At 61.7% G+C, this 24839-nt stretch carries 22 protein-coding genes; 11 read left to right on the forward strand and 11 right to left on the reverse strand.

Annotated features, from left to right (window positions below):
• Positions 1-416: 416 nt before the first annotated feature.
• Entirely contained in the window at positions 417-1673 is a 1257-nt protein-coding gene (locus tag AUR04nite_RS09275; RefSeq protein WP_170184155.1) for a S1 family peptidase, read from the forward strand.
• An 80-nt stretch (positions 1674-1753) separates the two neighbouring features.
• Positions 1754-2968 carry a hypothetical protein gene (locus AUR04nite_RS09280; RefSeq protein WP_141364246.1) on the forward strand — a complete coding sequence of 405 codons (1215 nt, stop codon included), beginning with the start codon at positions 1754-1756 and terminating at the stop codon, positions 2966-2968.
• Positions 2969-3052: 84 nt separating this feature from the next.
• Here AUR04nite_RS09280 and AUR04nite_RS09285 read toward each other — a convergent pair whose 3' ends face one another.
• The 3 genes from AUR04nite_RS09285 to AUR04nite_RS09295 form a co-directional block, all read right to left on the reverse strand.
• Positions 3053-3673 (reverse strand): malonic semialdehyde reductase, encoded by a 621-nt coding sequence (locus tag AUR04nite_RS09285; protein ID WP_141364248.1) that lies wholly within the window; start codon positions 3671-3673, stop codon positions 3053-3055.
• A 334-nt stretch (positions 3674-4007) separates the two neighbouring features.
• Positions 4008-5192 carry a sensor histidine kinase gene (locus tag AUR04nite_RS09290; RefSeq protein ID WP_141364250.1) on the reverse strand — a complete coding sequence of 395 codons (1185 nt, stop codon included), beginning with the start codon at positions 5190-5192 and terminating at the stop codon, positions 4008-4010.
• Between the two features lie 46 nt (positions 5193-5238).
• Positions 5239-5424: a hypothetical protein gene (locus AUR04nite_RS09295; protein ID WP_141364252.1), complete on the reverse strand. Its 186-nt coding sequence runs from the start codon at positions 5422-5424 to the stop codon at positions 5239-5241.
• 101 nt (positions 5425-5525) lie between these two features.
• Here AUR04nite_RS09295 and AUR04nite_RS09300 point away from each other — a divergent pair, with 101 nt between their 5' ends.
• The 5 genes from AUR04nite_RS09300 to AUR04nite_RS09320 all read left to right on the forward strand — a co-directional run bounded on the left by AUR04nite_RS09300 (position 5526) and on the right by AUR04nite_RS09320 (position 10381).
• Complete coding sequence (locus tag AUR04nite_RS09300) at positions 5526-6203, forward strand: response regulator (RefSeq protein WP_141364254.1); 678 nt, start codon at positions 5526-5528, stop codon at positions 6201-6203.
• A 120-nt stretch (positions 6204-6323) separates the two neighbouring features.
• A complete protein-coding gene (locus AUR04nite_RS09305) occupies positions 6324-8882 on the forward strand; it encodes an ATP-dependent Clp protease ATP-binding subunit (RefSeq protein WP_141364266.1) in 2559 nt (852 codons plus the stop codon).
• Positions 8883-9014: 132 nt separating this feature from the next.
• A complete protein-coding gene (locus tag AUR04nite_RS09310; protein WP_218024669.1) occupies positions 9015-9356 on the forward strand; it encodes a VOC family protein in 342 nt (113 codons plus the stop codon).
• Positions 9357-9360: 4 nt separating this feature from the next.
• Positions 9361-9942 (forward strand): hypothetical protein, encoded by a 582-nt coding sequence (locus AUR04nite_RS09315; RefSeq protein WP_141364270.1) that lies wholly within the window; start codon positions 9361-9363, stop codon positions 9940-9942.
• An 82-nt stretch (positions 9943-10024) separates the two neighbouring features.
• Positions 10025-10381, forward strand: a complete 357-nt coding sequence (locus AUR04nite_RS09320; RefSeq protein WP_343883973.1) for a GNAT family N-acetyltransferase — start codon at positions 10025-10027, stop codon at positions 10379-10381.
• 71 nt (positions 10382-10452) lie between these two features.
• Here AUR04nite_RS09320 and AUR04nite_RS09325 read toward each other — a convergent pair whose 3' ends face one another.
• From AUR04nite_RS09325 to AUR04nite_RS09340, 4 genes are read right to left on the reverse strand one after another with little or no spacing between them, the layout of a single operon-like run.
• Positions 10453-13026 (reverse strand): AMP-binding protein, encoded by a 2574-nt coding sequence (locus AUR04nite_RS09325; RefSeq protein WP_246055467.1) that lies wholly within the window; start codon positions 13024-13026, stop codon positions 10453-10455.
• 11 nt (positions 13027-13037) lie between these two features.
• Positions 13038-14177, reverse strand: a complete 1140-nt coding sequence (locus tag AUR04nite_RS09330; protein ID WP_141364274.1) for an ABC transporter ATP-binding protein — start codon at positions 14175-14177, stop codon at positions 13038-13040.
• Positions 14174-15862, reverse strand: coding sequence for an ABC transporter permease (locus AUR04nite_RS09335; protein WP_141364276.1), 1689 nt, complete (start codon positions 15860-15862; stop codon positions 14174-14176). The genes AUR04nite_RS09330 and AUR04nite_RS09335 overlap by 4 nt, the downstream gene beginning before the upstream one ends.
• Complete coding sequence (locus AUR04nite_RS09340) at positions 15859-16860, reverse strand: extracellular solute-binding protein (RefSeq protein WP_246055468.1); 1002 nt, start codon at positions 16858-16860, stop codon at positions 15859-15861. Before AUR04nite_RS09340 ends, AUR04nite_RS09335 begins: the two co-directional genes overlap by 4 nt.
• A 478-nt stretch (positions 16861-17338) precedes the next feature.
• Here AUR04nite_RS09340 and AUR04nite_RS09345 point away from each other — a divergent pair, with 478 nt between their 5' ends.
• The gene (locus AUR04nite_RS09345) at positions 17339-17998 is read left to right on the forward strand and encodes an alpha/beta hydrolase family protein (protein WP_141364278.1); all 660 of its coding nucleotides are present in this window, start codon (positions 17339-17341) and stop codon (positions 17996-17998) included.
• On the opposite strand, the gene AUR04nite_RS09350 is transcribed toward AUR04nite_RS09345, so the two are convergent.
• Complete coding sequence (locus tag AUR04nite_RS09350; protein ID WP_407646679.1) at positions 17995-18711, reverse strand: AAA family ATPase; 717 nt, start codon at positions 18709-18711, stop codon at positions 17995-17997. The genes AUR04nite_RS09345 and AUR04nite_RS09350 overlap by 4 nt on opposite strands.
• A 10-nt stretch (positions 18712-18721) precedes the next feature.
• A complete protein-coding gene (locus AUR04nite_RS09355; protein WP_141364282.1) occupies positions 18722-20212 on the reverse strand; it encodes a helix-turn-helix transcriptional regulator in 1491 nt (496 codons plus the stop codon).
• Between the two features lie 184 nt (positions 20213-20396).
• Here AUR04nite_RS09355 and AUR04nite_RS09360 point away from each other — a divergent pair, with 184 nt between their 5' ends.
• Positions 20397-21077 carry a nucleoside/nucleotide kinase family protein gene (locus AUR04nite_RS09360; protein ID WP_170184156.1) on the forward strand — a complete coding sequence of 227 codons (681 nt, stop codon included), beginning with the start codon at positions 20397-20399 and terminating at the stop codon, positions 21075-21077.
• Positions 21074-21676 (forward strand): HutD family protein, encoded by a 603-nt coding sequence (locus tag AUR04nite_RS09365; RefSeq protein ID WP_170184157.1) that lies wholly within the window; start codon positions 21074-21076, stop codon positions 21674-21676. The genes AUR04nite_RS09360 and AUR04nite_RS09365 overlap by 4 nt, the downstream gene beginning before the upstream one ends.
• A 5-nt stretch (positions 21677-21681) precedes the next feature.
• Here AUR04nite_RS09365 and AUR04nite_RS09370 read toward each other — a convergent pair whose 3' ends face one another.
• Together AUR04nite_RS09370 and AUR04nite_RS17910 are read right to left on the reverse strand one after the other, a co-directional pair.
• On the reverse strand, positions 21682-22992 hold the full coding sequence (locus tag AUR04nite_RS09370) for a hypothetical protein (protein WP_141364288.1): 1311 nt from the start codon (positions 22990-22992) through the stop codon (positions 21682-21684).
• A gap of 153 nt (positions 22993-23145) precedes the next feature.
• The gene (locus AUR04nite_RS17910) at positions 23146-23307 is read right to left on the reverse strand and encodes a hypothetical protein (RefSeq protein ID WP_170184158.1); all 162 of its coding nucleotides are present in this window, start codon (positions 23305-23307) and stop codon (positions 23146-23148) included.
• Between the two features lie 153 nt (positions 23308-23460).
• On the opposite strand from AUR04nite_RS17910, the gene aceA reads away from it, so the two are divergent.
• Positions 23461-24774 (forward strand): isocitrate lyase, encoded by a 1314-nt coding sequence (gene aceA / locus AUR04nite_RS09375; RefSeq protein WP_141364290.1) that lies wholly within the window; start codon positions 23461-23463, stop codon positions 24772-24774.
• The last annotated feature ends 65 nt before the right edge of the window (positions 24775-24839 follow it).

The raw sequence follows: 24839 nt of genomic DNA on the forward strand, positions 1-24839 counted from the left end.
TTCCACACAGGGCCTTCACTGATCACTTTCGCCCTTGGCTACAAGAAAATCAACGGGCGCTGGGGAATCAACGGTGAGCGACAGCACACAGTTATGTGATCTGTATTTTTTGCGGAGATCATTAATTTTCACCGTAAATATTTCGGCAGATATCGAATATCTGCGCGCCATCGACGAAACAAGCGAATTTTCGAGGCTTTTGCTTTGAATCGGAAACTACTGCCTCGCCGCTTGGACTTGTACGCCAAAATGGGTGCTTCCAGCTCCCGGGTCTCTAGCGATAATCCGAGTCCGCGCCTATGCTGTGGGTACTGTGGTTTGGCGTGGCGATTCGTGGGGGCGAAGTGATGGCGGCAATCGGGGCAGGCACTAAAACGCTTAGGGCACTGGCACTTGGGGCTGCCACGGCGCTTACCGTGAGCGGCTGCATCCAGCTGGGCGGCGGATCAGGGCAGCCAGCCGCCGAAACACCGACGGCCAGCACCACGTCCAGCTCCCCCGACACCGACGAGACGCCGACCCCGATCACAACTCCGAGGTCAACGCCTTCACCAAGCCCAGCTCCAAAAGAATGGAAAACGCTGGTTAAGGAAACTCGTTCAGGCGTAGCCCACCTGCAGGTCGGCACCTGCGACGGCACCTATTTCGGCACTGGATTCCTCGTCGACGACGACCTGATCGCCACCGCTTCGCACGTCATTGACGATGCAAACTCCATCACCGTCCGTGTTGACGACGAGTTGATCAGCGCCCAGGTTCTCGGCAAGAATCCGAAGGCAGACATTGCTCTGCTCAAGCTTGCACGCAGCAGCGGCGGATACCAGTTCTCCGTGCTTGAAACCCCACCCGAGTTGGGCACCGAGATTGTGGTCATGGGATTCCCCGACAGCACCGAAGTGAAGGACGCAGAAATATCCGACAATGCGTTCACTACCAACAGAGGCTCGATCGCTGCCGAGAACCAAATTGTCGAATACAACACCGGCGTCACCGTCAGCAATCTAGTCCGCTACGACGCATCGACCTACCCGGGAATTTCCGGAGGCCCGCTGATTTCCCAAGATGCACAAGTCGTCGCCCTGGTCAGCGGCGGGCGCTTCTCGGCAGACGGCAACCAATTCAGCGGCTGGTCCTTTGCAGCGCCTGGGCCGAGCATTGCCCAAGCGGTCGAAGACTGGAGCCTCAGGGGAACATATTCGGAAATGAAGGAATGCAACAACGGGCCGGCGGACGAATGGCCTGCGCTTGAGCCGACAATCGATTCCACCCACCCTCAGGCCGTCAATATCGCACAAAGCCTCATCGCCCACGGCCAAGATATCAATGCCGGAAACTACGCTGCCGCCTACGAAATCTTCACCCCGCGAATGCAGAAGCGGGTCCGTTCGGAAGACGAATGGGCCGAGGGGCTTAAAACCAGCCAGTGGCTTGCTTGGAATCTCGTCGACGTCACGGGCAGCGGCGATTCGCTGACCGCAAGGGTCAACTTCGCAACCGCCCAGGCGCCCGAATACGGCCATGAAGGGCAGACCTGCTCGTTCTGGGACATCAAGTACACCATGCTGTGGGATGGGACGCGATGGCTGATGGACGACCTCAAGAAAATGTCCGAACCCATCGACTGCAGCGCAGACCTGGAGGATATGACGCACACCGACGAATTTGGGGACTGAGCAAAAGCCGCTGGGCCCAGCACTGCGTAAACTGGAGGGAAGTGAATTTTTCTCCCACCTAAGGAATCCGCGAAAACTCCATGGCATCCCGCAAACCAGCCAAGAAGAAGCAGTCTCAGGGCCATCCGGCACGCCGCGACGGCGCCAGCTCAGTACCGTTCGAGACCGAGGTGCGCCAGGCATTGCAGCCATTCAAGTCCTCGCTCTTCCGCCACTTCCAGGAAGAGGGACATCCGGCCAGCGAGACCCGCGCAGCCATCGAGGGCTTGACCACACTGCTGACCGTGCACGCCCAGCGCCGCAACATGGTCGACGTAACCACGCTGGACCCCAAGGCTCTGGGCGAGCAGCTGGGCCACCTGTCCTCGCTGGGCAATGACGTCGCCGTGGCCAGCGCCTCGATCCTCAAGCACTACCTGACGTTCCTGGGCACCACCGCCAACTTCGGCGGCAGCGTGGATGATTTCAAGCAGACCTTCGAGTTCCTTTCCCGCATGGCAGGCGACTCGCCGATCGTTGCACCGTTCATGGAGGACGAGGAAGCCAACGCGGCCCTGGAATCGATGCCGTTTGTCTTTGCCGCCCGTGAACTGCTTGCCTGGGTCGGCGAGGGGCAGCCAAGCTCCGCCAGCGGTGTGCTCAGCGGCCAGACGCTGCAGGACGCCGCCGGAGCCCTCGGCCTCATGGTCACCGTCGACGAAAGCGCGGAGCCCAACGCCGCCGTCAGCTGGGAGCCGGCCGATGGCACAGTAGTTTCCAGCCTCGCTGAAATCCCGCGCCTTTCGGCCTATTGGGACGCGCTGATCGGCACCGCAATGCTGACCTACCAGGCTCCCAATGCCACCCCGACCGCCGCCCTGGCCGAGGCCCTTCAAGGGTCGACCGGCGCCGGTTCACGCTTGGTGAAGGAGCTGATCGCCGAGGTGCTCTTCTCGCACGTGCTGATCAATACCCTTGAAACCGAAGGCAAGGCGACGATCGCGGAAATGACTGCCGGCGTCTTGAGCAGCGCGGCTTCTGCGACGGCTCCGCGCACCGAGTTCGCACTGCAGGTTCCAACCGTTGACGACCTGCCGCAGGAGCAGCACCACCTGATTGCGAGCCTTGAGATCGTGGTTCCCCAGGTTGAAGCCCTGCTGCGCAGCTTTGAGCGCGAGGGCCTGGTAGTGATTGACGAGCACATCACCGTCCCTGAGGTGCTGCGCACCGCACTGGAGCGTGCGCTGGCCAAGGTGTCGGACCACGTGCTGAAGGCAGAAGCCGACGGAGAGCAGGCTGGCTCCGCACAGGCCTAGGACTCCAAACCCGCAGAACGCGAGCGCGGCCCCGGTTCTTGAGAACCGGGGCCGCACCTATATTTTGTTCAAGCTCGAAGCTGATTAGATGCTTCGTGTTGCCAGCTGTGCGGAGTGGCGCGGCAGGCGGTCGAACCATGGGTTTTCGCCTGGCTTGCCCACGTTGACTACAAGGAAGGACTTGTGGGTGTTCTCGGCATTGATGGCTGCATCGACTGCCTTGGCATCGAAGCCGCCCATTGGGCCGGCCGCCAGGCCTACTGCGCGCACTGCCATGATGAAGTAGCCTGCCTGCAACCAGGCGTTGTTGTTGCCGATGGCGGTGCGAACGCCTTCGTTCTCGAACATTGCCTTGCGTTCTGGGGCGTGCGGGAAGAAGTTCTCGAACTCTTCATGCCACTCGGTATCGAAAGAAAGAACTGCCAGAGCTGGAGCGCTCAGTGCCTTCTGCGCGTTAGTGCCGGACATGGTTCCTGCGATTGCCTGGCGGGCTTCTTCAGACTTGATCCAGGTGATGCGCAGCGGCTGATTATTCATCAGCGTCGGGCCCATCTTCATTGCCTGGTAAATCGCGTCGAGGGTTTCGTTCGAGACCGGCTCGTCGCTGAATGAGTTGGCGCTGCGGGCTTCAAAGAACAGCTGATCGGCAGCTTCCGGGGCAATGGTCAATGCGTCGTAGACGTTGGTTTCGGTCTGAACAGTCATGCTCTCTCTTTCCAGGATTATGGTCTTATCGTCTAAACAAACCGTAGGCCGAGCATCATCCCGAAAAAACATGAGGTCCATCACATCCGGATGGTTAAAGTTCAAAAGGTACGTCGCGTTACTTTCGGACAACGGCGTGCGATGGGGGCACTACGCCGATGAAAGATCGTCCGTCCGGTAACGCAACGTACCTTTTAATCACCCTCGGATCCTTAGTGATGCCACTCGCAAAACACCACCAAGTACCTAATCGGTGATCGGTCTTCACCGATACATGTTTAACTTATCGCGTCTGCAAGAAATGCGAAATCATACTTTAGTAGGAGGGTAGGCCTCAGAAGGGGATGCTTGCACGCAGAATCCAGCGTCCTGACAGCTCCTTCGTATCGAACTCTCCACCGAATGCACGCATTCTGTCAGCCATCCCAATCAACCCGCTGCCACCGTAGGGCAAGTCCCTCGCCTTATGATGAGAATTCTGCGTCTGATTAGTAATTTCAAGAATTGCCTCATTGCCGATGGCCACAAGGGAAATCGAGCATTCCCCGCCAGGCCGACCGTGCTTAATGACGTTGGTAGTCGCTTCCTGCATCACTCGATACAGTGCCGTCTGGGCGGAGCGGGGAAGATCTGAAATTTTTTCTTCGGTGTGTGAATTCACCACAAAATTTGCTTCACGCAGGCGCTCTGAGAACAATTCAACGCCCTGAACCGCATAAACAGTGGTTGCCGCAGGCTTGTCGCCACCGGCAAGGCTCGGATCGGTCATGGTCCCATCGGTACGCAGAACGTTGAGCATCAAACGCAGATCGTGCAGGGTTTCGGTACTGAGCTTGGCGATAACGTCGATCGCATCGAGCGCTTTTTGACCGTCGTTGGCGAACTTGGCGGCCTTGGACTGCATCGCCACCACGGTGATGTCATGGGCAACGATGTCATGCAGGTCCCGGGCAATGTTTTTACGTTCTGCTTCTAGAGCCTGCCGAGATCTCTCGTTGGCCGCTTCCATTTCTTTGAGAGCAGAAGCATTACGCTCACGAAGCACGAAGATGCTGCGCGTCAATGCGAATGCAAGAACAGCCAAAGGCGCAAGAAAGAGAATCAGAATAGAATCCTCTTCGGCTCGAACCGCGAACTGGATCATCCACCCTGCAAATAGAGTCAGGTACCAAATGCGCAGATGCCTAGACTCTGCAGTAGCCGCCAACGCCGAGAAAATTGCAACTGAGAACATCATCCAAAGCACTAAAGTGCCATTCGAAAAGAAGAAGAAAGAGGTTGCGATAAATATCGCGAGTCCCACCCCCACCCATCGACGACTCAATATCAATGCCACGCAAAGCACTAGGCCGGAAAGTGCACCGCGGATAGAAGTGTCCGACGTTTCATAGAATCCGTCTTTAAGTAACGTGATGATCTCAGTTCCCGAGACGGCAAGAAGTATCGCAGTTCCAGCCCAAATAATGACACCCCGACCAGCAAACTGCTTGGTCAGGGTGTCTTTAAGCCTAAAGTTCATAGGCCGAATACTTCACTGGACTAATTATGAAGTCAAGCGAATACGCTTAGCCGCAGGCAATTCCGTAGTTCTTGCAGAACCAATTAGCCATATCAACGCCCCAACCGGCAGGGGAAACAACGTTAACGCCCTGCTCGCTCAACGAGCTGCCAGCAGCGGCTGGAGTAGCCGCCGAAGCCGGCGCGGCCACTGCCGTTACCGGCGCAATAACCAATGCTGCAACTGCAAGCATCTTAAGAGCCTTCATAAACACACCCCATGACTAGTGATGACTTATATACTTTCGAGGGAGCAGTCCGGTAAAAGGTCTGCAACATCGTTCTAAGGAAACTGATGGAACAGGTCAAGGTTCTCATCGTTGATGATGAGCCCCTCATCCGCAATGCTTTGGGCACAATCCTAGCAACGGACGCGCAAATTGTAACGCTAGATTCCGTTGAAAACGGGTTAAAAGCAGTTGAATTCTGCCAAAATCACGAAGTCGACGTGATCCTCATGGATCTGCAGATGCCAATCATGGACGGTGTCACTGCCACGCGCGAGATCAAGAGCATCAAGAACAGTCCTGCAATTCTTGCGATCACCGCGTTCTCTTCCGACGACTACCTTGTTCCCGTCTTGGCCGCTGGCGCCAGCGGCTACCTGGTCAAAGACACCGACCCGGCAGAAATCATCAGCGCAGTTCATGCCGTGCATCGCGGCACCGCCGCAATTTCCGCTTCGGTGTCCTCGGAGCTGGTCTCCGCCATCCAGGTGGCCTACCGCGACACCACCCAAGAAGTTGAGGACCTCATCTCGGATTTGGGCCTTACCGCACGCGAAGTGGAGATCCTGAACTTGCTGGCCAAGGGCCTGAACAATCCGGAGATCAGCAAGCTGCTGAAAATTTCCGAGACGACGGTCAAAACGCACATGGCGAAGATCTTCTCCAAGCTCGAGGTGCGCGACCGCGTGCAGGCTCTGGTGGCGGCGACTCGCATGGGCCTGATCGAGATCCCGAGGGACTCCTAACCTCGAATCTTTGTGAGATGGGCCTCCAAGCGCCTGAAACGTGAACCGTTCGGGAATAGATTCGCGCGCAGAACGTTGAACATGAGCATAGACCGCTCAAGTTTCTACTAGGAGGCTCACTTGCCAGCATTCTTCGGTTCACCGGACAACGGCTCGTTCGAGGAATTTCTCTCCCGGTTCCTTTCCTCGCGCGCCCAGGCCGCCCGACCAATCGACATCACGCGTCTACTTTCTGCCCGCACCCATGAAGCAGTTCAAACCGCAGCTTCCATTTCACACGAGCATGGCCATGACGAGATCGACTCTCTGCACCTGCTCGTAGCACTGCTGCGCACATCCCCCATCGACTCGCATCTTCAGGCCATGGGCATTGACCTCGACGCCCTGGCCAAGGACGCCATCGCGCACCTGCCGCACCGCCAGGAAAACCAGGAAAAGCCGACCCGGCTTTCCTCTGCGGCCCAGCGCAGCCTCTTCGACGCCTACCAGGTGGCGCGCAACTACGGCTCGACCTACATCGACCCGGACCACCTGTTCCTGGCCTTCGTCTTCAACCCGGAATCCCCTGTCAGCAACCTGCTGGCGCAGCACGGCATCACCGGCCAGTCGCTGCAGCAGGCAGCTATGGAGCAGGCCCAGCGCGCCCAGTCCGGCGGCGGGCAGGCCGAGGACGAGGCCGAAGACGTCTCCATGTTGGAGCGCTACGGCACCGACCTGACAGCCCTTGCCGCCGACGGGCAGATCGACCCGGTCATCGGCCGCGACGAAGAGCTGGAACAGGTGGTTGAGATCCTCGCCCGGCGCACCAAGAACAACCCGGTGCTGATCGGTGAGGCAGGCGTTGGCAAGACCGCCATCGCCGAGGGGCTGGCCCGCGCCATCGTGGCCGACGAGGTCCCGGAGCAGATCCGCGGCGCCCAGCTGATCTCCATCGACCTGCCGGGCATGCTCGCCGGCACCCGCTACCGCGGCGACTTCGAACAGCGCCTGACCGGTCTGCTGGAAGAGGTGGCCAACGCCGAGGGCCAGGCCATCGTGTTCATCGACGAGATGCACCTGCTGGTCGGCGCCGGCTCGGGCGAATCAGGCAATATGGATGCCGCGAACATCCTCAAGCCGCGGCTGGCCCGCGGCGAGCTGCACCTGATCGGCGCCACCACGCTGGACGAGTTCCGCAAGGTGGAGAAGGACTCCGCGCTGGCCCGCCGCTTCGGCAAGGTCATGGTGGAGGAGCCCTCGCAGGAGATCGCCCTGGCCATTCTTGAGGGGCTGCGCGAATCCTACGAGGACCACCACCAGGTGCAGTACACCCCCGAGGCGCTGAAGGCGGCGGTGAGCCTTTCGGCCCGCTACCTGACCGACCGGCGCCTGCCGGACAAGGCGATCGACCTGATTGACATCGCCGGAGCCCGCCGCTCCATCGCGGCCGGAGACACCGAGGATGTGCAGGGGCTGCGCGCCGAATTGGTCGAGGCCGAACGCGACAAGTCCCGCGCCATCGGCGAGGAGCGCTATGAGGACGCCAGCGCCTGGCGCGACCACATTGCGGAGCTGACCGCGCGCATCACCGCTGCTGAAGAATCCGGCGCCGCTGGGGTTACCCGCGTGGTGGACGAGGCCCAGATCTCCGAGGTCATTTCCCGCTCCACCGGCATCCCCACCTCGCGGATCAGCGGGGACGACAAGGCCCGCCTTGCCACGCTGGAAGAGTCGCTGCATGCCTCGGTGATCGGCCAGACCGACGCCGTGGCCGCGGTGGCCAAGGCGGTGCGGCGCAGCCGCGCCGGGCTTTCGGCCGCGCACCGGCCCATCGGCTCCTTCCTGTTCCTGGGCCCCACCGGCGTGGGCAAGACCGAGCTGGCCAAGGCGCTGGCAACCAACCTGTTCGGCTCGGCCGACGCGCTGATCCGCGTTGACATGAGCGAATACGGCGAGAAGCACACCGTGGCGCGGCTGATCGGCGCCCCTCCGGGGTACATCGGCCACGACCAGCCGGGCCAGCTGACCGAGAAGGTCCGCCGCAACCCGTACTCGGTGATCCTGCTCGACGAGATCGAGAAGGCGCACCCGGATGTGTTCAACGTGTTGCTGCAGGTGCTGGACGACGGGCGGCTGACCGATTCGGCCGGGCGCACCGTGGACTTCTCCAACACGCTGATCCTGATGACCAGCAACCTCGGCGGCGAGTACCTGGCCAACAAGGCGGGAAGCTTCGGCTTCACCTCCTCCGCCGCGCAGGCGGGCTCGGAGGAAATCCGCGCCAAGGTGATGAGCAAGGTGCGCGAGTTCATGCGCCCCGAGTTCCTGAACCGGCTGGATGAGGTGCTGCTCTTCTCCAAGCTCTCGCAGTCCGAGATCGGGCAGATCGTCAAGCTGGTGCTGGCGGAGACCGGCGAGCGCCTGGCCGAGCAGGAGCTGAAGCTGGATGTCAGCGAGGCGGCCATCGCCTGGCTTGCCGAGCAGGGCTACGACCCGGAGTTCGGCGCCCGGCCGCTGCGCCGCCTGGTGCAGCGCAAGGTGCAGGACGCCATCGCCGACCTGCTGATCAGCGATGAGCTGGCGGCCGGTGACACGGTGGAGGTCGACTACTCCGCCGGCGCGCTGAAGGTGGCCAAGCAGGTCCAGGCGCCTGCCGTTCCTCCTGCCGCCGAGCATGTAATGGACTACTTCGGCAGCTAGTCCCTGCCAGCGCGGCGGCTGTGCCGGAACACTTCGGTGTTCCGGCACAGCCGTTTAAGCGCAATTCACGCCGGGCTGCCCTACCTTTTCGGCTGCCGCACAGGTAGGTTTGTACCCATGGCGAACCTTGGCATGATCACACTTGATACGACCGATGAACAGTCTGCCGCGGCTTGGTGGAGACTGGTGCTCAAAGGCGAATACATCGGGCAGTACCCCGGCTTCACCATGATCTCCATCCCCGGGTGCAGCGCCCGCCTGGGATTCCAGCAGGTCGAGAAGCCGACCGAGGGCAAGAACCGCGTTCACCTGGACCTTGAGGCCACCGGCAACCGCACCGAGGAGGTCGAGCACCTCATTGCCGCCGGCGCCACGCTCATTGAGGAACACAATGAGGACCCGGATTTCGGGTGGACGGTGCTGCGTGATCCCTTCGGCATCGTTTTCTGCCTCTCCGATCCGCACGACGAGTAGTCCCATGTCATTATTTTCGAAAAAGCAGCCTGCTGCACCGCACCAGATCCACATCCACTTCGCGCAGCCGATGACAGTGCGCCTGCGCCAGCAGCACGAGCAGGAAATCATCGAACAGCTGCTCCCGCAGTTCAAAGCTTCCGGCAGGCTCACCGCATCGGGTACTGCAATCGACGACCAGGAAGAGCCGGTCTCCAGCGACATCTGCTGCGAGGTCGACTGCCCCAACCTGGACAAGCTCGTCGAGGGGCTGCGCGCTTCCCTGGTCGCCAACGGCATCGCCCGCGGCTCATGGATCGAGGTGGACGGGCAGCGCAGCGGGCTGGGCACCAGCGAGTATGTTCTGCTGCGCACCCGGCTGGCCGAGGAATCCGACTCCGATCTGGAAGCCACCGTGCTTGCACTGCACCGCGCCCTGGGCGATGGCGCCATCGGCTGGCATGAAGACGTGTACTTCCGCTTTGACGGACCGGTCTTCGTCTTCAACGGCGACAGCGCCGCGGCAATCACCGAGGCCCTCGGCGCGGAACTGCCCAAGCACCCGCTGATGCGGCGAGCCGAACTGCTCACCGTCACCACTTCCTAACGCACAAGGACAGCGCACCATCTTCACCATTCAGCACTCAGTCATCCCTGCCCGCGAGCAGATCCTCGACCTGTACACCTCCGTGGGCTGGAGCGCCTACACGGATCAGCCAGAGGTGTTGCTGTCAGGGATCGAGAATTCGGCATTCGTCGTGACAGCAGTTGACGGCCAGGGCAGGCTCCTCGGCCTGGCCCGCGCCATCTCCGATGACGCAACCATCTGCTACGTGCAGGACATCCTGGTGCGCCCGCAGGAGCAGGGCCGAGGCATCGGACGGAAGCTGCTCGACGAGATCCTGCAGCGCTATTCGCATCTTCGCCAGACCGTGCTCATCACCGATGACGAACCCCAGCAGCGCGCCTTCTACCAGGCGCTCGGCTTCACCGAAGGCTCGGAGGTCGAATTCGGGCCTACCCGGGTCTTCGTCCAGTTTCGCTAGATCCCGCCGCCTGAACAACGCAGGCCCGAACCATAATCTCCTATTCAGACTCCGCTGCTCTGTCCCAAGCTTCAGCCCTGTCTCAACAGGGCAGAGGAATTCCCCCTATCCTGGCCATGGACCCGACGGCGCAGCCTGCCCATGATGAACATGACCAGAGCCCAGTAGAGCACGCCGGCAGCCAGGGAACCGACCAGTGCCGCCACTGGGTGCAGCTGGAGCAATGGAGGATAGACCAGCCAGTGGGTGAGGTAGATGAACAGCGAAGCGCTGGCAAGCCAGGCCACCGCTTTCTGCAGCCCTAATGGCACAGGAATGCTGCGAACCCAGATCAAGACCAGCACCCCTACCAGCACCGTTGATTCGCGCGACGGGTCGTTGAAGCACCCGGGGATGCTGAGTACCGCCAGCAAACTCAGTGCAAGCCGCTGCCATCGTCCTCGCGCCGCAGCAATAGCCCAGCCCATGGCAAAGAGCCACAGTGCAGGCCCGGAATTGGGCACTTCCAGGTCGATGAGTTGGAAGCGGCTGGCCAGCCCGAAAGCTGTCAAGGCCAACGGGTAGACCATCGGGATGCGCCGCTGCAGCCGTCCGATAGCAGGGATTGCAAGCAGCAAGGACATGCACACCAAGAGGTAGGTGATCACCTCCACAAACCAGAAATGCCACTGTGTGGTGACCTCCTGCGGTCCAATCAGCGCATTGAGCAGGAACAGGTTGGCCACGCTGTAGTGGTCGGTAAACAGGTAGCCCACAGCGATAAAGGCAACGCTCGGCAGCACAATTCGGCTGATGCTCTCTATCTGGCGGCGCAGCCGCTTCAGACCTTGGCCGCCCAGCTGGAAGCGGGCGAAGTTATAGCCGGCTACGGCCAGCAGCAAGTGTGCGCTTCCCTCCCAGTGAAACAGGCCGATGTGGGTTCCTACGATCAGCACAATTCCCACGGCGCGCAGCACAATGCTGCTCTCCATCGGTGCGAACAGTTTTCTCCATCGCGGTGCGGCGCGTCCGGAGCGTTCAAGCTGTTCCAGTTCGGCCACAGTACGCAGGTGCCAGTCCTGAGGCAGGGCGCCCAGGGCGTCTTCCAAGCTGACTGAGACCGCTACATAAGACAGCGAATCCCCGCCCAAGGAGACGAAGCTGTCGCCATCGCCCACTACTGGCACTTCCAGGTGCACGGCAAAAATTTCCCGCACTCCGCGTCTGGCCTGGTCGGCCTGCGTCGGGGCGGCGGAAAGCGGCGCAGAGGATTGCGCCAAATCAAGCACCGCACGGTAGTCCGGTTTACCGTTCTCCAGCCGCGGCAGTTCTGGCACCGCGGCGATCTGCAGTGCGCCACGCGGGATGCCGAGGTCTGAGGCCAGCATCTTCTTCAGCAGCCCGGCATCGTGCTCTTGAGGCACGGCAATCACCAGCTTGTCGTCGGTGCCGGCAGCAAGCGCAGTCACGCCCAGCTCGTCAAGCAGCTGTTCAATGCGGCCAAGATCCAGTCGCAGACCGGCAATTTTGATGAAGCGGCTGCGCCGGCCCACTACTTCGAATAACCCGTCGGCATGTTGGCGAGCCAAGTCGCCAGTGCGCAGTTCGGTGATGGTGCGACCCTGCGCCAGGTCGGCAGGCGCCAGCGCGTAGCCCAGCATCACGTTCGGTCCGGCATAGACCAATTCGCCGTGCTCCAAGCCCTCCACCGCTTCGATGCGGAACCTGCCTCCTGGTATCGGCACTCCGATGCGTCCCGGATGCTGCTGTGCAAGTTTCGGAGGCAGATAGGCCATCCGCGCGGTGGCCTCGGTCTGCCCGTACATGACAAACAGCTCCCAGCCTTGCCGCTCCCCAAGCTGAGCGTACCGGCGTACCAGCGGCGGTGCCAGCCGGCCGCCGGCTTGAGTTACATACCGCAGGCTGGGCAGTTCCATTCCCTCGAAATTGACGCGCTCCAGCAGGTCGAAAGTGTAGGGAACAGCTGCGAAGGAAGTGGCTTCATGCCTCTTGAACAGCTCCCAGAAGCAGGGATCCACCACTGAGGTATCTGTCAGCACCAGCGCGGCCCCGCGCAGCAGGTGGCTGTTGATGACCGACAGTCCGTAGCAGTAGGACATTGGCAACGCTGTGATCGCCCGGTCTTCCTGGGACAGGTTCAGATACTCTGCAATGGATTCCGCGTTGGCCTGTACGTTCTCATGGGATAGGCGCACAAGTTTCGGCGACCCGGTGGACCCTGAGGTGCTCAGCAGCAAGGCTAGGTCGGGGTGCAGATCGTGCACGGTGCCACTGCGCAGTTCCTGAATCCGCGGCTCACCGGCACCGGAACCGGTGGACAAGACTACGTCAGGCTCGAAGATTCGGCGCAGGGATTCGCTGGCCGCCGGCTTGTCTGCAGGCACCAGCATCAGCGGGTGGCCGCCGGCCAGTGCTGCCAGATAGGCGATGACAGCATCTATGGTGTTCTCCGCTTCGAGCAGCAGCAGCCGGCGCACAGTGCCTAGGCGTTCGCCGACCTCGGCGACCTTGGCCGCCAGCTGCTCATAGCTCAACGTTCCCTGGTCGGTGATCAGCGCGGGACGCCGCCCGTGGCGGTGCAGCTGGGCCGCAAAGTCAACAGCTAGGGTATTCAGGCGCCCGTCAGCGGGCAGGGTGATGGACACGAGTGGACTTTCTAGGGTGCAGTGATGGACTTGCGCGCGTCCGACGGTGCATCAAGCACCGGCGCGGACGGACTGATGGTGCCGGCAGAGCGTTCCCCGCCGCGCAGCACTGTGGGGGTAGTTCCCTGGCTGATCCGTGCGGCGACGCGCTGGCCAGGAGCAAACCTCGCCGGGTGCATCTGCAGCGAGTGCACGCTCTGCCCTGAGGCGAGCCGCACATGGTGCAGGGTAAATGCTCCGCGGTATTCGCTGGATATCACTGTGGCGTTTCCGTGCTCGTCGGCGGACAGCGATACCTCGTGCGGGCGGAGCACCACTTCCAGCTGTTGGGCGGCGTCCGGCCAGCTGCCGGGGAGCCGGCCAAGTTCGCAGTGCAGCTGTCCATCGCTGAATTCAGCGGACAGGAAATCAGCATCGCCCATGAACGTGGCGACGAATCGGCTTGCAGGGTTTTCGAAAACTTCCTCGGGCGCGCCGGCCTGCTCAATTCGCCCGTTGCGCATCACCACCACGCGGTCGCCGAAGGACAGGGCCTCGGTCTGGTCGTGGGTGACAAGTATTGCGGTGGTTCCTGTGGACCTCAATACAGCTTCCACATCGCCGCGCACCCGGGCGCGCAGGGTCTCGTCAAGGCTTGAGAACGGTTCATCCAGCAGCACGACAGCGGGGTTGGGGGCCAGCGCGCGAGCCAGAGCCACACGCTGCTGCTCGCCTCCAGAGAGCTCGTGCGGATAGCGCTCGGCCAGGTGGGACAGGCGCACCAGCTCCAGCACCTCGGCCACCCGCGCCCGGCGGCTGGAGGCTGGTACTTTCTGCAGGCCGAAAGCAATGTTCCCGGCCACAGAGAGGTTCGGGAACAGTGCGTGGTCCTGGAAGACCAGGCCCACCTGGCGATGCTCAGGCTGCTTGAAGTTCCGGCGGTCGGCGGCCACCTTGCCGGCGATGGTGATCGCTCCGGCGTCGGGGCGCTCCAGCCCAGCGATCAGCCGCAGCAGGGTGGACTTGCCGCAGCCGGAAGGACCGATGATGGTGACCAGTTCGCCGGACCGCACGCTCAGCTCCAGTCCAGTGGCGGCTGCCACCTTGCCGTAGCTGCGGTGCACTTCGCGCAGCTCAAGTGCCGGGGCGGCAGAATCAGGTGCCAGGATCACGCCGGGACCTCCTTGTCGGTTTTGCCGGCGGCCCGCCGGAAGATCAGATAGACCGGGATAGTCGCCAACGCAACGACTCCAAGGGCCGGCAGCGCGGCCTTGTCCCAAAAGTTCTCGCGAGCCAGTTCATAGACCCAGACCGAGACCGTGGTGAAGCCGAAGGGGCGCAGCAGCAATACCAGGGGCAGCTCTTTGACTGCATCTATGGCCACCAGCACCACCGCGATCATCACCCCGCGCCGGGCCAGCGGCAGGTGCACGCGGCCCAGCAGCCGGATCGGTCCGGCACCCAGACTGAGCGCTGAAGCAGTGAGCGAGGGTGGAATCTTGGCGAAGCTGGCATCTACTGACTGGTAGGCAGGAGCCAAAAAGCGCACAACGTAGGCGAACAGGATCCCTAGCACCGATCCGGTGACCAGCAGCCCGGTGCCGCCGGGAATTCCCGCAGCTTTCAGAAGGTCGTCAAGAGCAGAGAAGCTGAGCAGCACTCCGATCCCGATGACCGCCCCGGGCACCGCATAGCCGAAGGTCGTGGCCTGAGCTGCCGCGGCTACCAGCGGCCCGCCGCCCAGGCGCAGGCTGTGGACGATGACCAGCGCCAGCACCACCGTGGCCAGCGCAGCTACGCAGGCAACTGCAACGCTGTTGGCCAGGTACTGGGTAAGCCGCGGATCCATCAGCTGGCTTCCGTGGCGCAGCTGTTCGCGCAGCGCCCAGGCGGCCAGCTGGAGGACGGGACCGGCGAAAGCTACGGCAAACACCAGCAGTCCGGTGGCCGTGGCAAGCCAAGCCAGAGGACCGTTCAGCCGCTGAGGCTCCAAGCCCTGCCCGCGCCCGCCCTTCTGATGGAACTGCGAGCGTCCGCGCAGCAGCCGCTCGCCGCCAAGCACTGCCACCGCAAAAAGCAGCACCAGCACCGACAGTTGGGTGGCGGCGTTGAAGTCGAAGCTGCCTTTCCAGACCAGGTAGACGCCCACCGCCACGGTCTGCACATTGAAATACTGCACGGTGGCAAAATCGGTGAGCGTCTCCATCATCACTAGCGCCAGGCCCGCAGCGAGCGAAGGGCGGGCCAACGGCAGGATCACCCGCCGCAGTCCGCGCCAGCGTCCGGCGCCCAGAGTGCGGGCGGCGTCATAGGTTGTCCGACCCTGTTCCGCGAAGGCCGAGCGGGCCAGCAGGTAAACGTAGGGGTAGAGCGTCAGCGACATCACCATGATGGCCGCCGGCAGCGAACGCATCTGCGGCAGCCACGTACCGGGGCCGAGAAGAGAACGCAGCATGTCCTGTACCGGGCCGCCCACATCGAAGGTCGCAAGGAAAACGAAGCTGAGAATATAGGCCGGCATTGCCAGGGGAAGCACAAGCGCCCAGCTGAGCAGCTCGCGCAAGGGGAATCGATAGGCGGTCACCAGCCAGGCCAGGCCTCCGCCCAACAGCAGGGTGCCGGTGCCGACGCCCACCAGCAGCAGCGCGGTGGTGCCGATCATAGCCCAGACATCGCGTGGCAGCGACTCGCTGGTCAGGCTGCCCAGCCCTTGGACCAGTACCGCCGCCACAGGTGCGACAACGAAGCAGGCGATCAGCACGACCGCCAGCGACCATGCAGTCCGCCCTCGTCCCCTGAGGATTCCTCTCCGCGAGATCCGTGTAGCGGGTGCTTCACTCGTGGAGGGCAGGCTCACTTGTAATCAGCCGCCGCGAGCAGTTCGATGGCCTTGGCGTTCAGATCGCCGTAAGCCTCCGCGTTCAGCGGCATGCGCTTGAAGTCGCCGAATTCTGCGATCACTGGCTCAGGCTTGGCCTCAGGGTTGACAGGATACTCATGGTTGCCGTCGACGAACGGGTTCTGCCCGGTAGTGGCCAGCCATTCAATCAGCTGCTGCGCCTGCTCCGGGTTGTCGGAGGAGGCAACCACTCCCGCCCCGGAGATGTTCACATGTGTTCCGGCCCCCTGCTGGCTGGCCCAGTACAGCTTCACGTTCAGGTCTGGGTTGTCGGCCAGCGTCCGAGCCAAGTAGTAGTGGTTGTTGATGCCCACGTCGCAGGATCCGGCATCGATTGCCTCCAGCAGCAGGACATCGTTGCCCATGATCTGCACATCGTTAGCCACCCAGCCCTCGACAATCTTCAGCGTTTTGTCGTAGCCATGCAGATCGATCAGGCTGGCGACCAGCGACTGGGTATATGCGGAAGTTGCGTCGCGCATACACAGCCGCCCCTTCCACTTCTTGTCTGCAAGCCCTGCATAGCTGTCGACCTGGTCAAAGTCCTTCGGGCTGACCTTGTCTGGGTTGTAGGTCAGCGTGCGTGCACGCATCGCTAGTCCGAACCAGCGGCCTTGTGCATCGCGTAGATCCTCGGGCACCGCTTCTTCGAGGGCAGCAGAGTTCACTGGGGCAAGCACATCTTGACGGGCGGCGTTCCAAAGGTTGCCGGCATCCACTGTCATGAACACGTCTGCTGGCGAATTTTCGCCTTCAGCCTTAATGCGCTCCAGCAGCTCAGCATCGTCTCCAGAAATAAATTCCACGGAGATGCCCGTCTGATCCTGAAACTCGCCAAACGCGCCTTCTAGGTCATAGTGGCGGGCCGAGTAGATCTGGAGGTCGGCCTTCGGCTGGCCGATTCCCATGACCCCGCAGCCGGTCAATGCCATGGTGGGGACGGCTAATGCGGCCAAAGCGGCTAGCAGTTTAGGACGGGTCAAAGGGCTCTCCTCGTACGGCGATGCAAGTGATGTGAAACTAGGTTAGCCTAACCGAAAAGAATAGGGGGATCCCATCTTTGCGCATTCCCCGGATCGCAATGCTTCCGCAGACTCACCGAATCTCGAACGGGAAGTCCGCGCGCCGCCGACATCTGCCGTGACCACACCTGTTCCAAATCCCCGTATTTCTCGCCGAGCGATGATGGCTTGCAAAAAGATGTTCCACCTTTACCCATAAAGTCCTTCCCAACACCTGCCGCAAGCACTGTTGAAGCACTCCCTGCGGTCCGCGGCTTTTGGCCAGAGGCACCCGGCAACATCTTTTAATGTGACGCACATCATGAAGGTTGTGATCCTTGGACGGATGAATGCGTCGTATGTCAGTTGGCGATTTTTGAGAACCGATCAAGCTGAATCTCGAACATGAGGCCCAGTCGCCTAGGCTGGAACCATGAGCCTTGAACTATCGATCCCGTTCAACGACAACCAGCTGAGCGCACTGTTGGACACCGCCGAGAACAGCGTTGCCCTGTTGATTCTGGCTCATGGTTCAGGGGCCGGCAAGGACCACGAGTTCATGGCCGGCTACGCCCAGGCGGTGGCGGAACTGGGCATCAGCGTGCTGCGCTTCAACTTCCCTTATATGGACGCGGGGAAGAAGTTCCCGGACAAGGCTCCGACCACCATCACCGCATGGCAGCAGGTGCGCAATTGGGCCGGGCAGGAAGCCGCGGCAGGCCTGCCGGTCTTTACCGCCGGAAAATCCTTCGGCGGTCGCATGGCATCGCTCGCCGCCGCCGAAGGGATGGAGACCCGGGGACTGGTCTTCTTGGGCTATCCGCTGCATGCGCCGAAGAAGGAAGAGAAGCTGCGCGATGAGCATCTCTACCCGCTGGAGGTTCCCATGCTGTTCCTTGAGGGAACCAAGGATCCCTTCGCGAACCCCGAGATCATGAAAGCCGTGGCCGCCAAGCTGCCCACCGCTTCGCTGGCGTGGTTTGAGGGCGGAAACCATTCCTTCAAGGTCGCCCGGTCCGGGCGCACCGCGGCCCAGGACGGCGCCTGGCTGGCGCCGCGGACCAATGAGTTCATCCGCTCCCTGCTTGGCTAGCCTGCATACCGGGAGATGAAGCCCCGCGGATCATCCAGGCAGTCCCGCCAGTTGTTGACCAGTTCCAGCTGGTCGTAGGGGCGCTGGCGCATCCCCCAGCCGCCGACCTCGTAGATCTGCGCGTCCCTCATGGCGGCCAGCACCGGAGAGTGGGTGGAGAGGATGATCTGCGAGCCCTGTTCCCGCAGGCGCTCGATCAGTCCCAGCAGCTTGACGCAGCCGGACAGCGACAGCGCGGATTCCGGCTCGTCGAAGATCCACAGGCCCTTGATATAGCGGATCCGCTCTTCGACCAGGTCGAGGAAGGATTCGCCGTGGCTGCGCTCATGCAGCTTTGTTTCGAATCTCGACTCGTCGAGATACGTGTAGAAGCTGTGCATGGTTTCCGCACGCAGGAAAAATCCCTTGCGCGGGGCCGCCGCTCCCTTCAACAGCTTGAAGTGTTCGTGCAGGCTTGATTCGGACTCTTGGGTTCGGTGCATGGCGCCGGTGGACCCGCCCTCGGGGTTCATCCCATAGGCCATGGCGATGGCCTCAACCAGCGTCGACTTGCCACTGCCGTTCTCCCCGACGATGACCGTTGCCTCGCCCAGGTCCAGTCCTTCATACAGCAGCTGGCGCACCGGCGGCAGGTAATACGGCCATCTGCCGGCATCCAGCTCGGCGGCTCCCATCGGTTCGATCCTGCGCAGCGGCAGGAAAAGCTCGGCCACAGCCATAGGCTCAGCCGTCCTGCTGCTGCAGGAAGCGGTAGACCTCGGTCTCATCCACGCCGGGGAATGCGCCGGTGGGCATGGCAGCCAGCAGGTGCGTGTTTGCGCGGGTTGCAGGCCACGCGTTGCCGAACCACTGGGTGGACAGGTCCGCCGGCGGGCGGCGGCAGCAGTTCTCATCGGGGCAGGTGGATTGGCAGCGTTCCTTGGTGTCCCTGCCGCGGAACCATTTGACGTGTTCAAAGGGCACGCCGATGGACAGCGAGTACAGGCCCGAGGAGTGGTGCTCGGTGCGGGCAGTGCACCAGTAGGTGCCGTTCACCGTGTCGGTGTACTGCTCGAAGGAGCGGAACTGGTCGGGCTGCTCGAAGACCATGCGCGAGGTCCAATAGCGGCAGATCGTCTGGCCCTCGATGGCGCCGGTGTGGTCTGCCGGGAAATTCACCCGGTCGTTCTCATAGGCCTTGTGCAGGATTCCGGACTCATGGACCTTTTGGAAGTGGCAGGTGATCCCCAGGTGCTCGGTGGCGAGGTTCGTGAACCGGTGCGCCGCCGATTCGTAGGACACCGCGAAGGCATCGCGCAGGTCTTCGACCGCGAGCTGGCGTTCGGCCTTGGCCCGCTGCAGGAAGTCGACGGTGGTCTTCTCCGGCATCATCAGCGCGGCAGCGAAATAGTTGGTGGCAACGCGCTGGGACAGGAAGTCAAAGTAGTCAGTGGGCGTCTTGTGCCCCAGCACCTGGTGGCCCAGCGCCTGCAGCAGCACCGAGCGCGGGTCGTGTTGGCTCTTGTTGACCTGCGTCAGGTAGATGCGCATGTTCTTCAGGTCGGTGACCGAACGGGTCGAATGTGGCAGATTGCCCACGAAGCGCAGGCTGAAGCCCAGGTATTCGGCGATATCGGCGGCGCGGTGGCTGGAGAGCGGGCCCTCGTCGTGGCCCACAGCCTGCAGCACCCGGGCGGCTTCCTGCTCGATCTCCTTGTAGTAGTTGTTGCGCTGGCGCATCTCCTGGCGCAGGGCGGTGTTGGCGCGGCGGGCTTCCTCGGGGGTGGCTGCCTGCTCGTTCAAGCGGCGTTCCAGCTCATGCTGCAGCCCCACCAAGGATTCCAGGACGTCCATCGGCAGCCGTGCGCCCACGCGCACCTTGGGCAGGCCCAATGCTTCGTACAGCGGCCCGCGCTGCGCCCGTTCAAGCTCGATCTCCAGCGCCGCCCGGCGCGAGGGCGGCTCCGAACCGAGCAGGTCGTCCACGCCGACGTTCAGCGCTTTGGCCAGGGATTTGAGCAGCGAAAGCTTCGGTTCCCGCTTGCCATTTTCAATCAACGAAAGCTGGCTCGGCGCGGTGTCCACCACGGCGGAGATGTCGTCAAGGGTCAGCCCCAGGCCCTTGCGCAGGTGGCGCAGGCGGCGGCCCAGGGCGATCAGGTCCAGTTCGGCGCTGTTTGAGGCATCGCCTGCCTGCGCGGCGCCCAGTGTACGATTCCATGTGGTTGCAGTCACAGCACCACGGTACGTGAAGAAGTGAAGAGTTTTCTACCCTCCAATGAAATTTAGCGGGCAGAATCCGCGATTCCACGGCTACTATCGTGAATTTATCTACTTCTTAAGCCGCAGCGCCCTTCGCGGGCGAAGACTCAGCCACTGCACAGGCGCTGGCGGGAAACTTCACGCGCACAGGATCGTTATGCCAGTAACAACAAAGAACTTCGGGAGTCTGATGGCAACGATCAAGGTTGAGCGCCCCGCCGCCCGGCGGTGCCCAGGGCGTGTGCCAGCCAAGCTCATTGTGCTGGGAACCGACGGAGCTGGAAAGAGCACGGTGATTGCGGCGCTGGTCAAGGACCTGGAGCGCTCCGGGCTGGCCGCCCAGCAGCTTGCCAACACCGCCGGCAGGCGCTGGCTCAACCGGCGCAGCCGTGAGCTGGGCCTTTCCCTCTCGCCCCTGCTCCAGGATTTCATCGAGTCACTGATCCGCGGGGCCAATGTCCTGCTCAATTCCCTGAAAGCCGACAGGTTCTGCGGAATCAGCGTGATGGACCGGCACATCTACTGCCAGCTGGTGCTGCGCCAGCTGCGCGGGCAGTTCAGCGGCTTCATCCTGCCCTGGCTTGCCCGCCGGTCGACGAAGAATGCGTTGATCGTCGTGCTCGATGTTCCGCCGGAACTCGCGCACTACCGGGTCCACACCCGGGAGGATGACTTTGAAACCTTGGATTACCTGCGGGCAAGCCGCGGCGAATACCTGAATCTCGCCAAAGCTAATGGATGGCCGGTCATCGATTCATCCCGGCCGATCGCCCAGGTGGTGGCGCAGCTGCGCGCGCTGCTGGCACAGTCAGTGGTGGAAGTAGACTCGTGTCCATGAGCAATTCCACCGCGCAGTTCTCAGCCGGCGCCGTCATCCCCTTGGCCCAGAGCACCAAGCAGAATTGGGAGCTTGGACAGGTCCGCCTGATCGCCCATGGATCTTTGGCGGAATCAGGAGCCCTCATCGCCTCCGAACTGCCGGATAGCTCCTGGCAGCTTTCGGTCCGTTCGATCGAAAAGGCCGCGGCTTTCTCCTCGCCGTTCCAAACCCAGGTCTTCACCCTCATTGCCGGCGACTTTGTCCAGCTCGAGTTCGACGGTCAGGCCCAAGGACTAGAGCCGCTGCGCCCACTGAAGATCTCCACCGATGCCCCAATAGTCAGCAGCCAGCCAACCGAAGAGCTGCTGGTGCTTCACGTAGCCGCCGACCCCGCCAAGGCGCGTGCCACGGTGCGCATTATCGAGCTGTCCAAGAAGCGCGACCAGTACCTGTTCGACGGCCAGCTCGGCTTCCTCGTCCAGGGGTCGGCCAAACTGGTCGTTGACGAGGCAGAAACAGCACTGGCCTTGCGGGATACCGTCATCGGCTCAGATGCCGGCGAGCCCAGGATCAACGGCCGCGGGTTCATGGCCGTGGTGTCCTTCGACCGGCCCTAGCAGACTCAGGAGGCCGACGGCTTCCATTTCATCACCTCGGTGTAGGCGGCGGCGTTGCTGTCGCCTTCCTCAAGCACCGACCAGGCAAAGTAGCCCCCAGCGCAGAAAGTCTGTCCCAAGAGATTCTCGTTTGCCACCCGGTACAGTTCCTTGGTCTTCAGGTCCAAGAAATACTGGGCCTTGTCGCCCGCATATCCATCATCCTCATATGTCCAGGTGGCGTAGCCGCTGCAGACCGCCATGCCCACAGGTCCCCGCTCATCCGGATTCTCGATGGCCGCGATCAGCGTGTTGTCGATGTCCATGACCAGGAGGTTGCGTGCATAGGTTGTCATCAGCGTGCTGCCGGCTCCCGCGAATCTGCTGAAGGGCGCTTCCCCTTCGGTACCTGCGCCTTCATCAACGACGAGCACTCGGCCTCTTCCCGGCCCGTCTTTGACTTCGTCGTGGAGGTTGATCTGGCGCTGCTGCACCGTGGGGTCTTCTTCCGGGTATACGCCGACGCTCGCCACCCAGGAGTCCAGCGCCACCGGGGCAATCGAGTTCTCCATGAACTCGCGGGCTTCCTGGCCGTCATCGAGGTCGGCGGACAGAATTGCGGCCGCCGATTCAACGTCGTCGGGCACCACCATCGACTCCCAATAGGCCACGGAATCCCTTAATGCCATCCGCCCCTCCATGGGGAACAGCCCAACGCCATCCTCAGCGAAGAAGTCCTCGGCTTGGCCCAGCAGGCGGGGTTTCTGGTCCTTGCCCCCGGTAAAGACTCTCCAAGCAGTTTCGCCGCCCGAGGTTGCTGCGGTTTCCGACCAGACGTATTTCCCTTCCTCACTGACGCCCGCAGTAATCTGACGAGGGCCGTCTTTGCTCAAGACGTTTTGCGTGCTGGGGAACGCTGTAAGTTTGCCGGCCTCCACAGTGGCCGCCACGGAGTGGATCGACACCTTGGAGCCGTCAAATGTTTTGTCCTTGGTGAGCTTTTGAGGCGAAGGGTTCACCGAGCCAAACAGGACACCCTTCGAAGAAATATCAAAGGCGCCGAAGCTCCGGTCCTTCGTGTTCAAGGCTTTGGTGGTGTATTCGGCGGTCATGAGATCGCCGATTTCCGCGTCCACCGCGTCGTCCAGGTTCAGCCTCGCACCGGTGAGGCTCTCGCCCTCGGCGCTGGCAGTCCAGTGCAGTTCGGCAAATTGGACCTGGACTGGACCCTGCTGCCCGTCTTCATCCTGTCCGGCCGCCGGGACAGTGCCAGCGGAGCAGGAAACCAAGGCGAAAGCAGCCGCCAGGCATAGGGCAAGGGGACCGATCGCGCGCACAGGCATTTGTCTCCGATCTACTGAAAGGGAAAACGGACTCGTTCATCAACAAGCCTAGATAAATATTGGCCAACAGCACAGTGACTGGCCCGGAATTGTCCCAACCGTTACATTTTCCCTCTGGATCTCGGTCTCCCACGTTCGCCCAGTGACCTACTTCTTGGTAGCTGCCCCAATTTCACCCTTCGGAGAGCGGATTTCAATGAACTCAACGAGAATCTGAAAATTTTCTACTTCTTCACGCTGTTTTTGCTTCTTTATGGCAAATTTTCGTGATCCAGCCAACAAGGGAGCAAAGAACCAAATATTTTTCATTTTCCATAAGAAAGGGTGATCTTAATTCAAAAAACCTCTCCCAGAAGGCTTGCGCCTGCGGAAAAGTAGTTCTCACGAAGAAGTTCACCGGATCGAAACCACCTGGTTCACCGGTCCGGACGAACCCAACAGCTTGCGAAGGAGCTAAGCGAGATGACTACCCAGAACTCAAACGAAAACTCGATCGACAACCGCATCGCAGCCATTGAAACCGATTGGGAAACCAATCCCCGTTGGAACGGCGTCACCCGAGACTACTCCGCAGCAGATGTCGTCAAGCTCCAGGGCCGCGTCCAGGAAGAGCACACCTTGGCAAAGCGCGGATCCGAGAAGCTGTGGAAGCAGCTGACCGAAGAAGCACCCACCGGCGGCTACACCAACGCACTGGGCGCACTGACCGGCAACCAGGCAGTCCAGCAGGTCAAGGCGGGCCTGCGGGCCATCTACCTCTCCGGCTGGCAGGTTGCAGCCGATGCAAATCTCTCCGGCCACACCTACCCTGACCAGTCGCTGTACCCGGCGAACTCGGTGCCTCAGGTTGTCCGCCGCATCAACAACGCACTGCTGCGCGCAGACCAGATTGAGTTCTCCGAAGGCATCCAGACCGTCGAAGACTGGATGGTTCCGATCGTTGCCGACGCAGAAGCAGGATTCGGCGGCCCGCTGAACGCCTACGAGCTGATGAAGTCCATGATCAACTCCGGCGCCTCGGGCGTGCACTGGGAAGACCAGCTGGCCAGCGAGAAGAAGTGCGGCCACCTGGGCGGCAAGGTGCTGATCCCTACTCAGCAGCACATCCGCACCCTGAACGCAGCCCGCCTGGCAGCCGACGTAGCGAACACCCCGTCGGTGGTCATTGCCCGCACCGACGCCGAAGCGGCAACCCTGATCACCTCGGATGTCGATGAGCGCGACCGCGAGTTCATCACCGGCGAGCGCACCGCAGAAGGCTTCTACAAGGTCCGCAACGGCATCGAGCCGTGCATCGCCCGAGCCAAGGCCTATGCTCCATATTCGGATTTGATCTGGATGGAGACCGGCACCCCGGACCTGGAGCTGGCGCGCAAGTTCGCCGAGGCAGTCAAGAAGGACTTCCCGGACCAGATGCTCTCCTACAACTGCTCGCCATCGTTCAACTGGAAGAAGCACCTGGATGATGCAACCATCGCCAAGTTCCAGCGCGAACTGGGCGCCATGGGCTTCACGTTCCAGTTCATCACCCTGGCAGGCTTCCACGCACTGAACCACTCGATGTTCGATCTGGCTCAGGGCTACGCGAAGGACGGCATGAGCGCCTACGTCGAACTGCAGGAGCGCGAGTTCGCTTCCGAGGCAGCCGGCTACACCGCCACCAAGCACCAGCGCGAGGTCGGCACCGGCTACTTCGATGCCATCTCCACCACGCTGAATCCAAATGCATCAACCCTGGCCCTGGTGGGTTCCACCGAAGAAGGCCAATTCCATTAGACCCTGACGGGTCGATGGTGCCGGCTGACAACGACGTCAGCCGGCACCGCCACCATTTTTTAAGC

This window comes from Glutamicibacter uratoxydans (assembly GCF_006539925.1).
In the GTDB taxonomy this organism is placed as follows: Bacteria; Actinomycetota; Actinomycetes; order Actinomycetales; family Micrococcaceae; genus Glutamicibacter; species Glutamicibacter uratoxydans.

Excerpts from the sequence above, each read along its gene's own strand:
- AUR04nite_RS09345 (WP_141364278.1), top strand. The coding sequence starts at position 17,339 with ATGAGCCTTGAACTATCGATCCCGTTCAACGACAACCAGCTGAGCGCA.
- AUR04nite_RS09315 (WP_141364270.1), top strand. The coding sequence starts at position 9,361 with ATGTCATTATTTTCGAAAAAGCAGCCTGCTGCACCGCACCAGATCCAC.
- AUR04nite_RS09280 (WP_141364246.1), top strand. The coding sequence starts at position 1,754 with ATGGCATCCCGCAAACCAGCCAAGAAGAAGCAGTCTCAGGGCCATCCG.
- AUR04nite_RS09310 (WP_218024669.1), top strand. The coding sequence starts at position 9,015 with ATGATCACACTTGATACGACCGATGAACAGTCTGCCGCGGCTTGGTGG.
- aceA (WP_141364290.1), top strand. The coding sequence starts at position 23,461 with ATGACTACCCAGAACTCAAACGAAAACTCGATCGACAACCGCATCGCA.
- AUR04nite_RS09295 (WP_141364252.1), bottom strand. The coding sequence starts at position 5,424 with ATGCTTGCAGTTGCAGCATTGGTTATTGCGCCGGTAACGGCAGTGGCC.
- AUR04nite_RS09285 (WP_141364248.1), bottom strand. The coding sequence starts at position 3,673 with ATGACTGTTCAGACCGAAACCAACGTCTACGACGCATTGACCATTGCC.
- AUR04nite_RS09360 (WP_170184156.1), top strand. The coding sequence starts at position 20,397 with ATGCCAGTAACAACAAAGAACTTCGGGAGTCTGATGGCAACGATCAAG.
- AUR04nite_RS17910 (WP_170184158.1), bottom strand. The coding sequence starts at position 23,307 with ATGAAAAATATTTGGTTCTTTGCTCCCTTGTTGGCTGGATCACGAAAA.
- AUR04nite_RS09290 (WP_141364250.1), bottom strand. The coding sequence starts at position 5,192 with ATGAACTTTAGGCTTAAAGACACCCTGACCAAGCAGTTTGCTGGTCGG.
- AUR04nite_RS09300 (WP_141364254.1), top strand. The coding sequence starts at position 5,526 with ATGGAACAGGTCAAGGTTCTCATCGTTGATGATGAGCCCCTCATCCGC.
- AUR04nite_RS09365 (WP_170184157.1), top strand. The coding sequence starts at position 21,074 with ATGAGCAATTCCACCGCGCAGTTCTCAGCCGGCGCCGTCATCCCCTTG.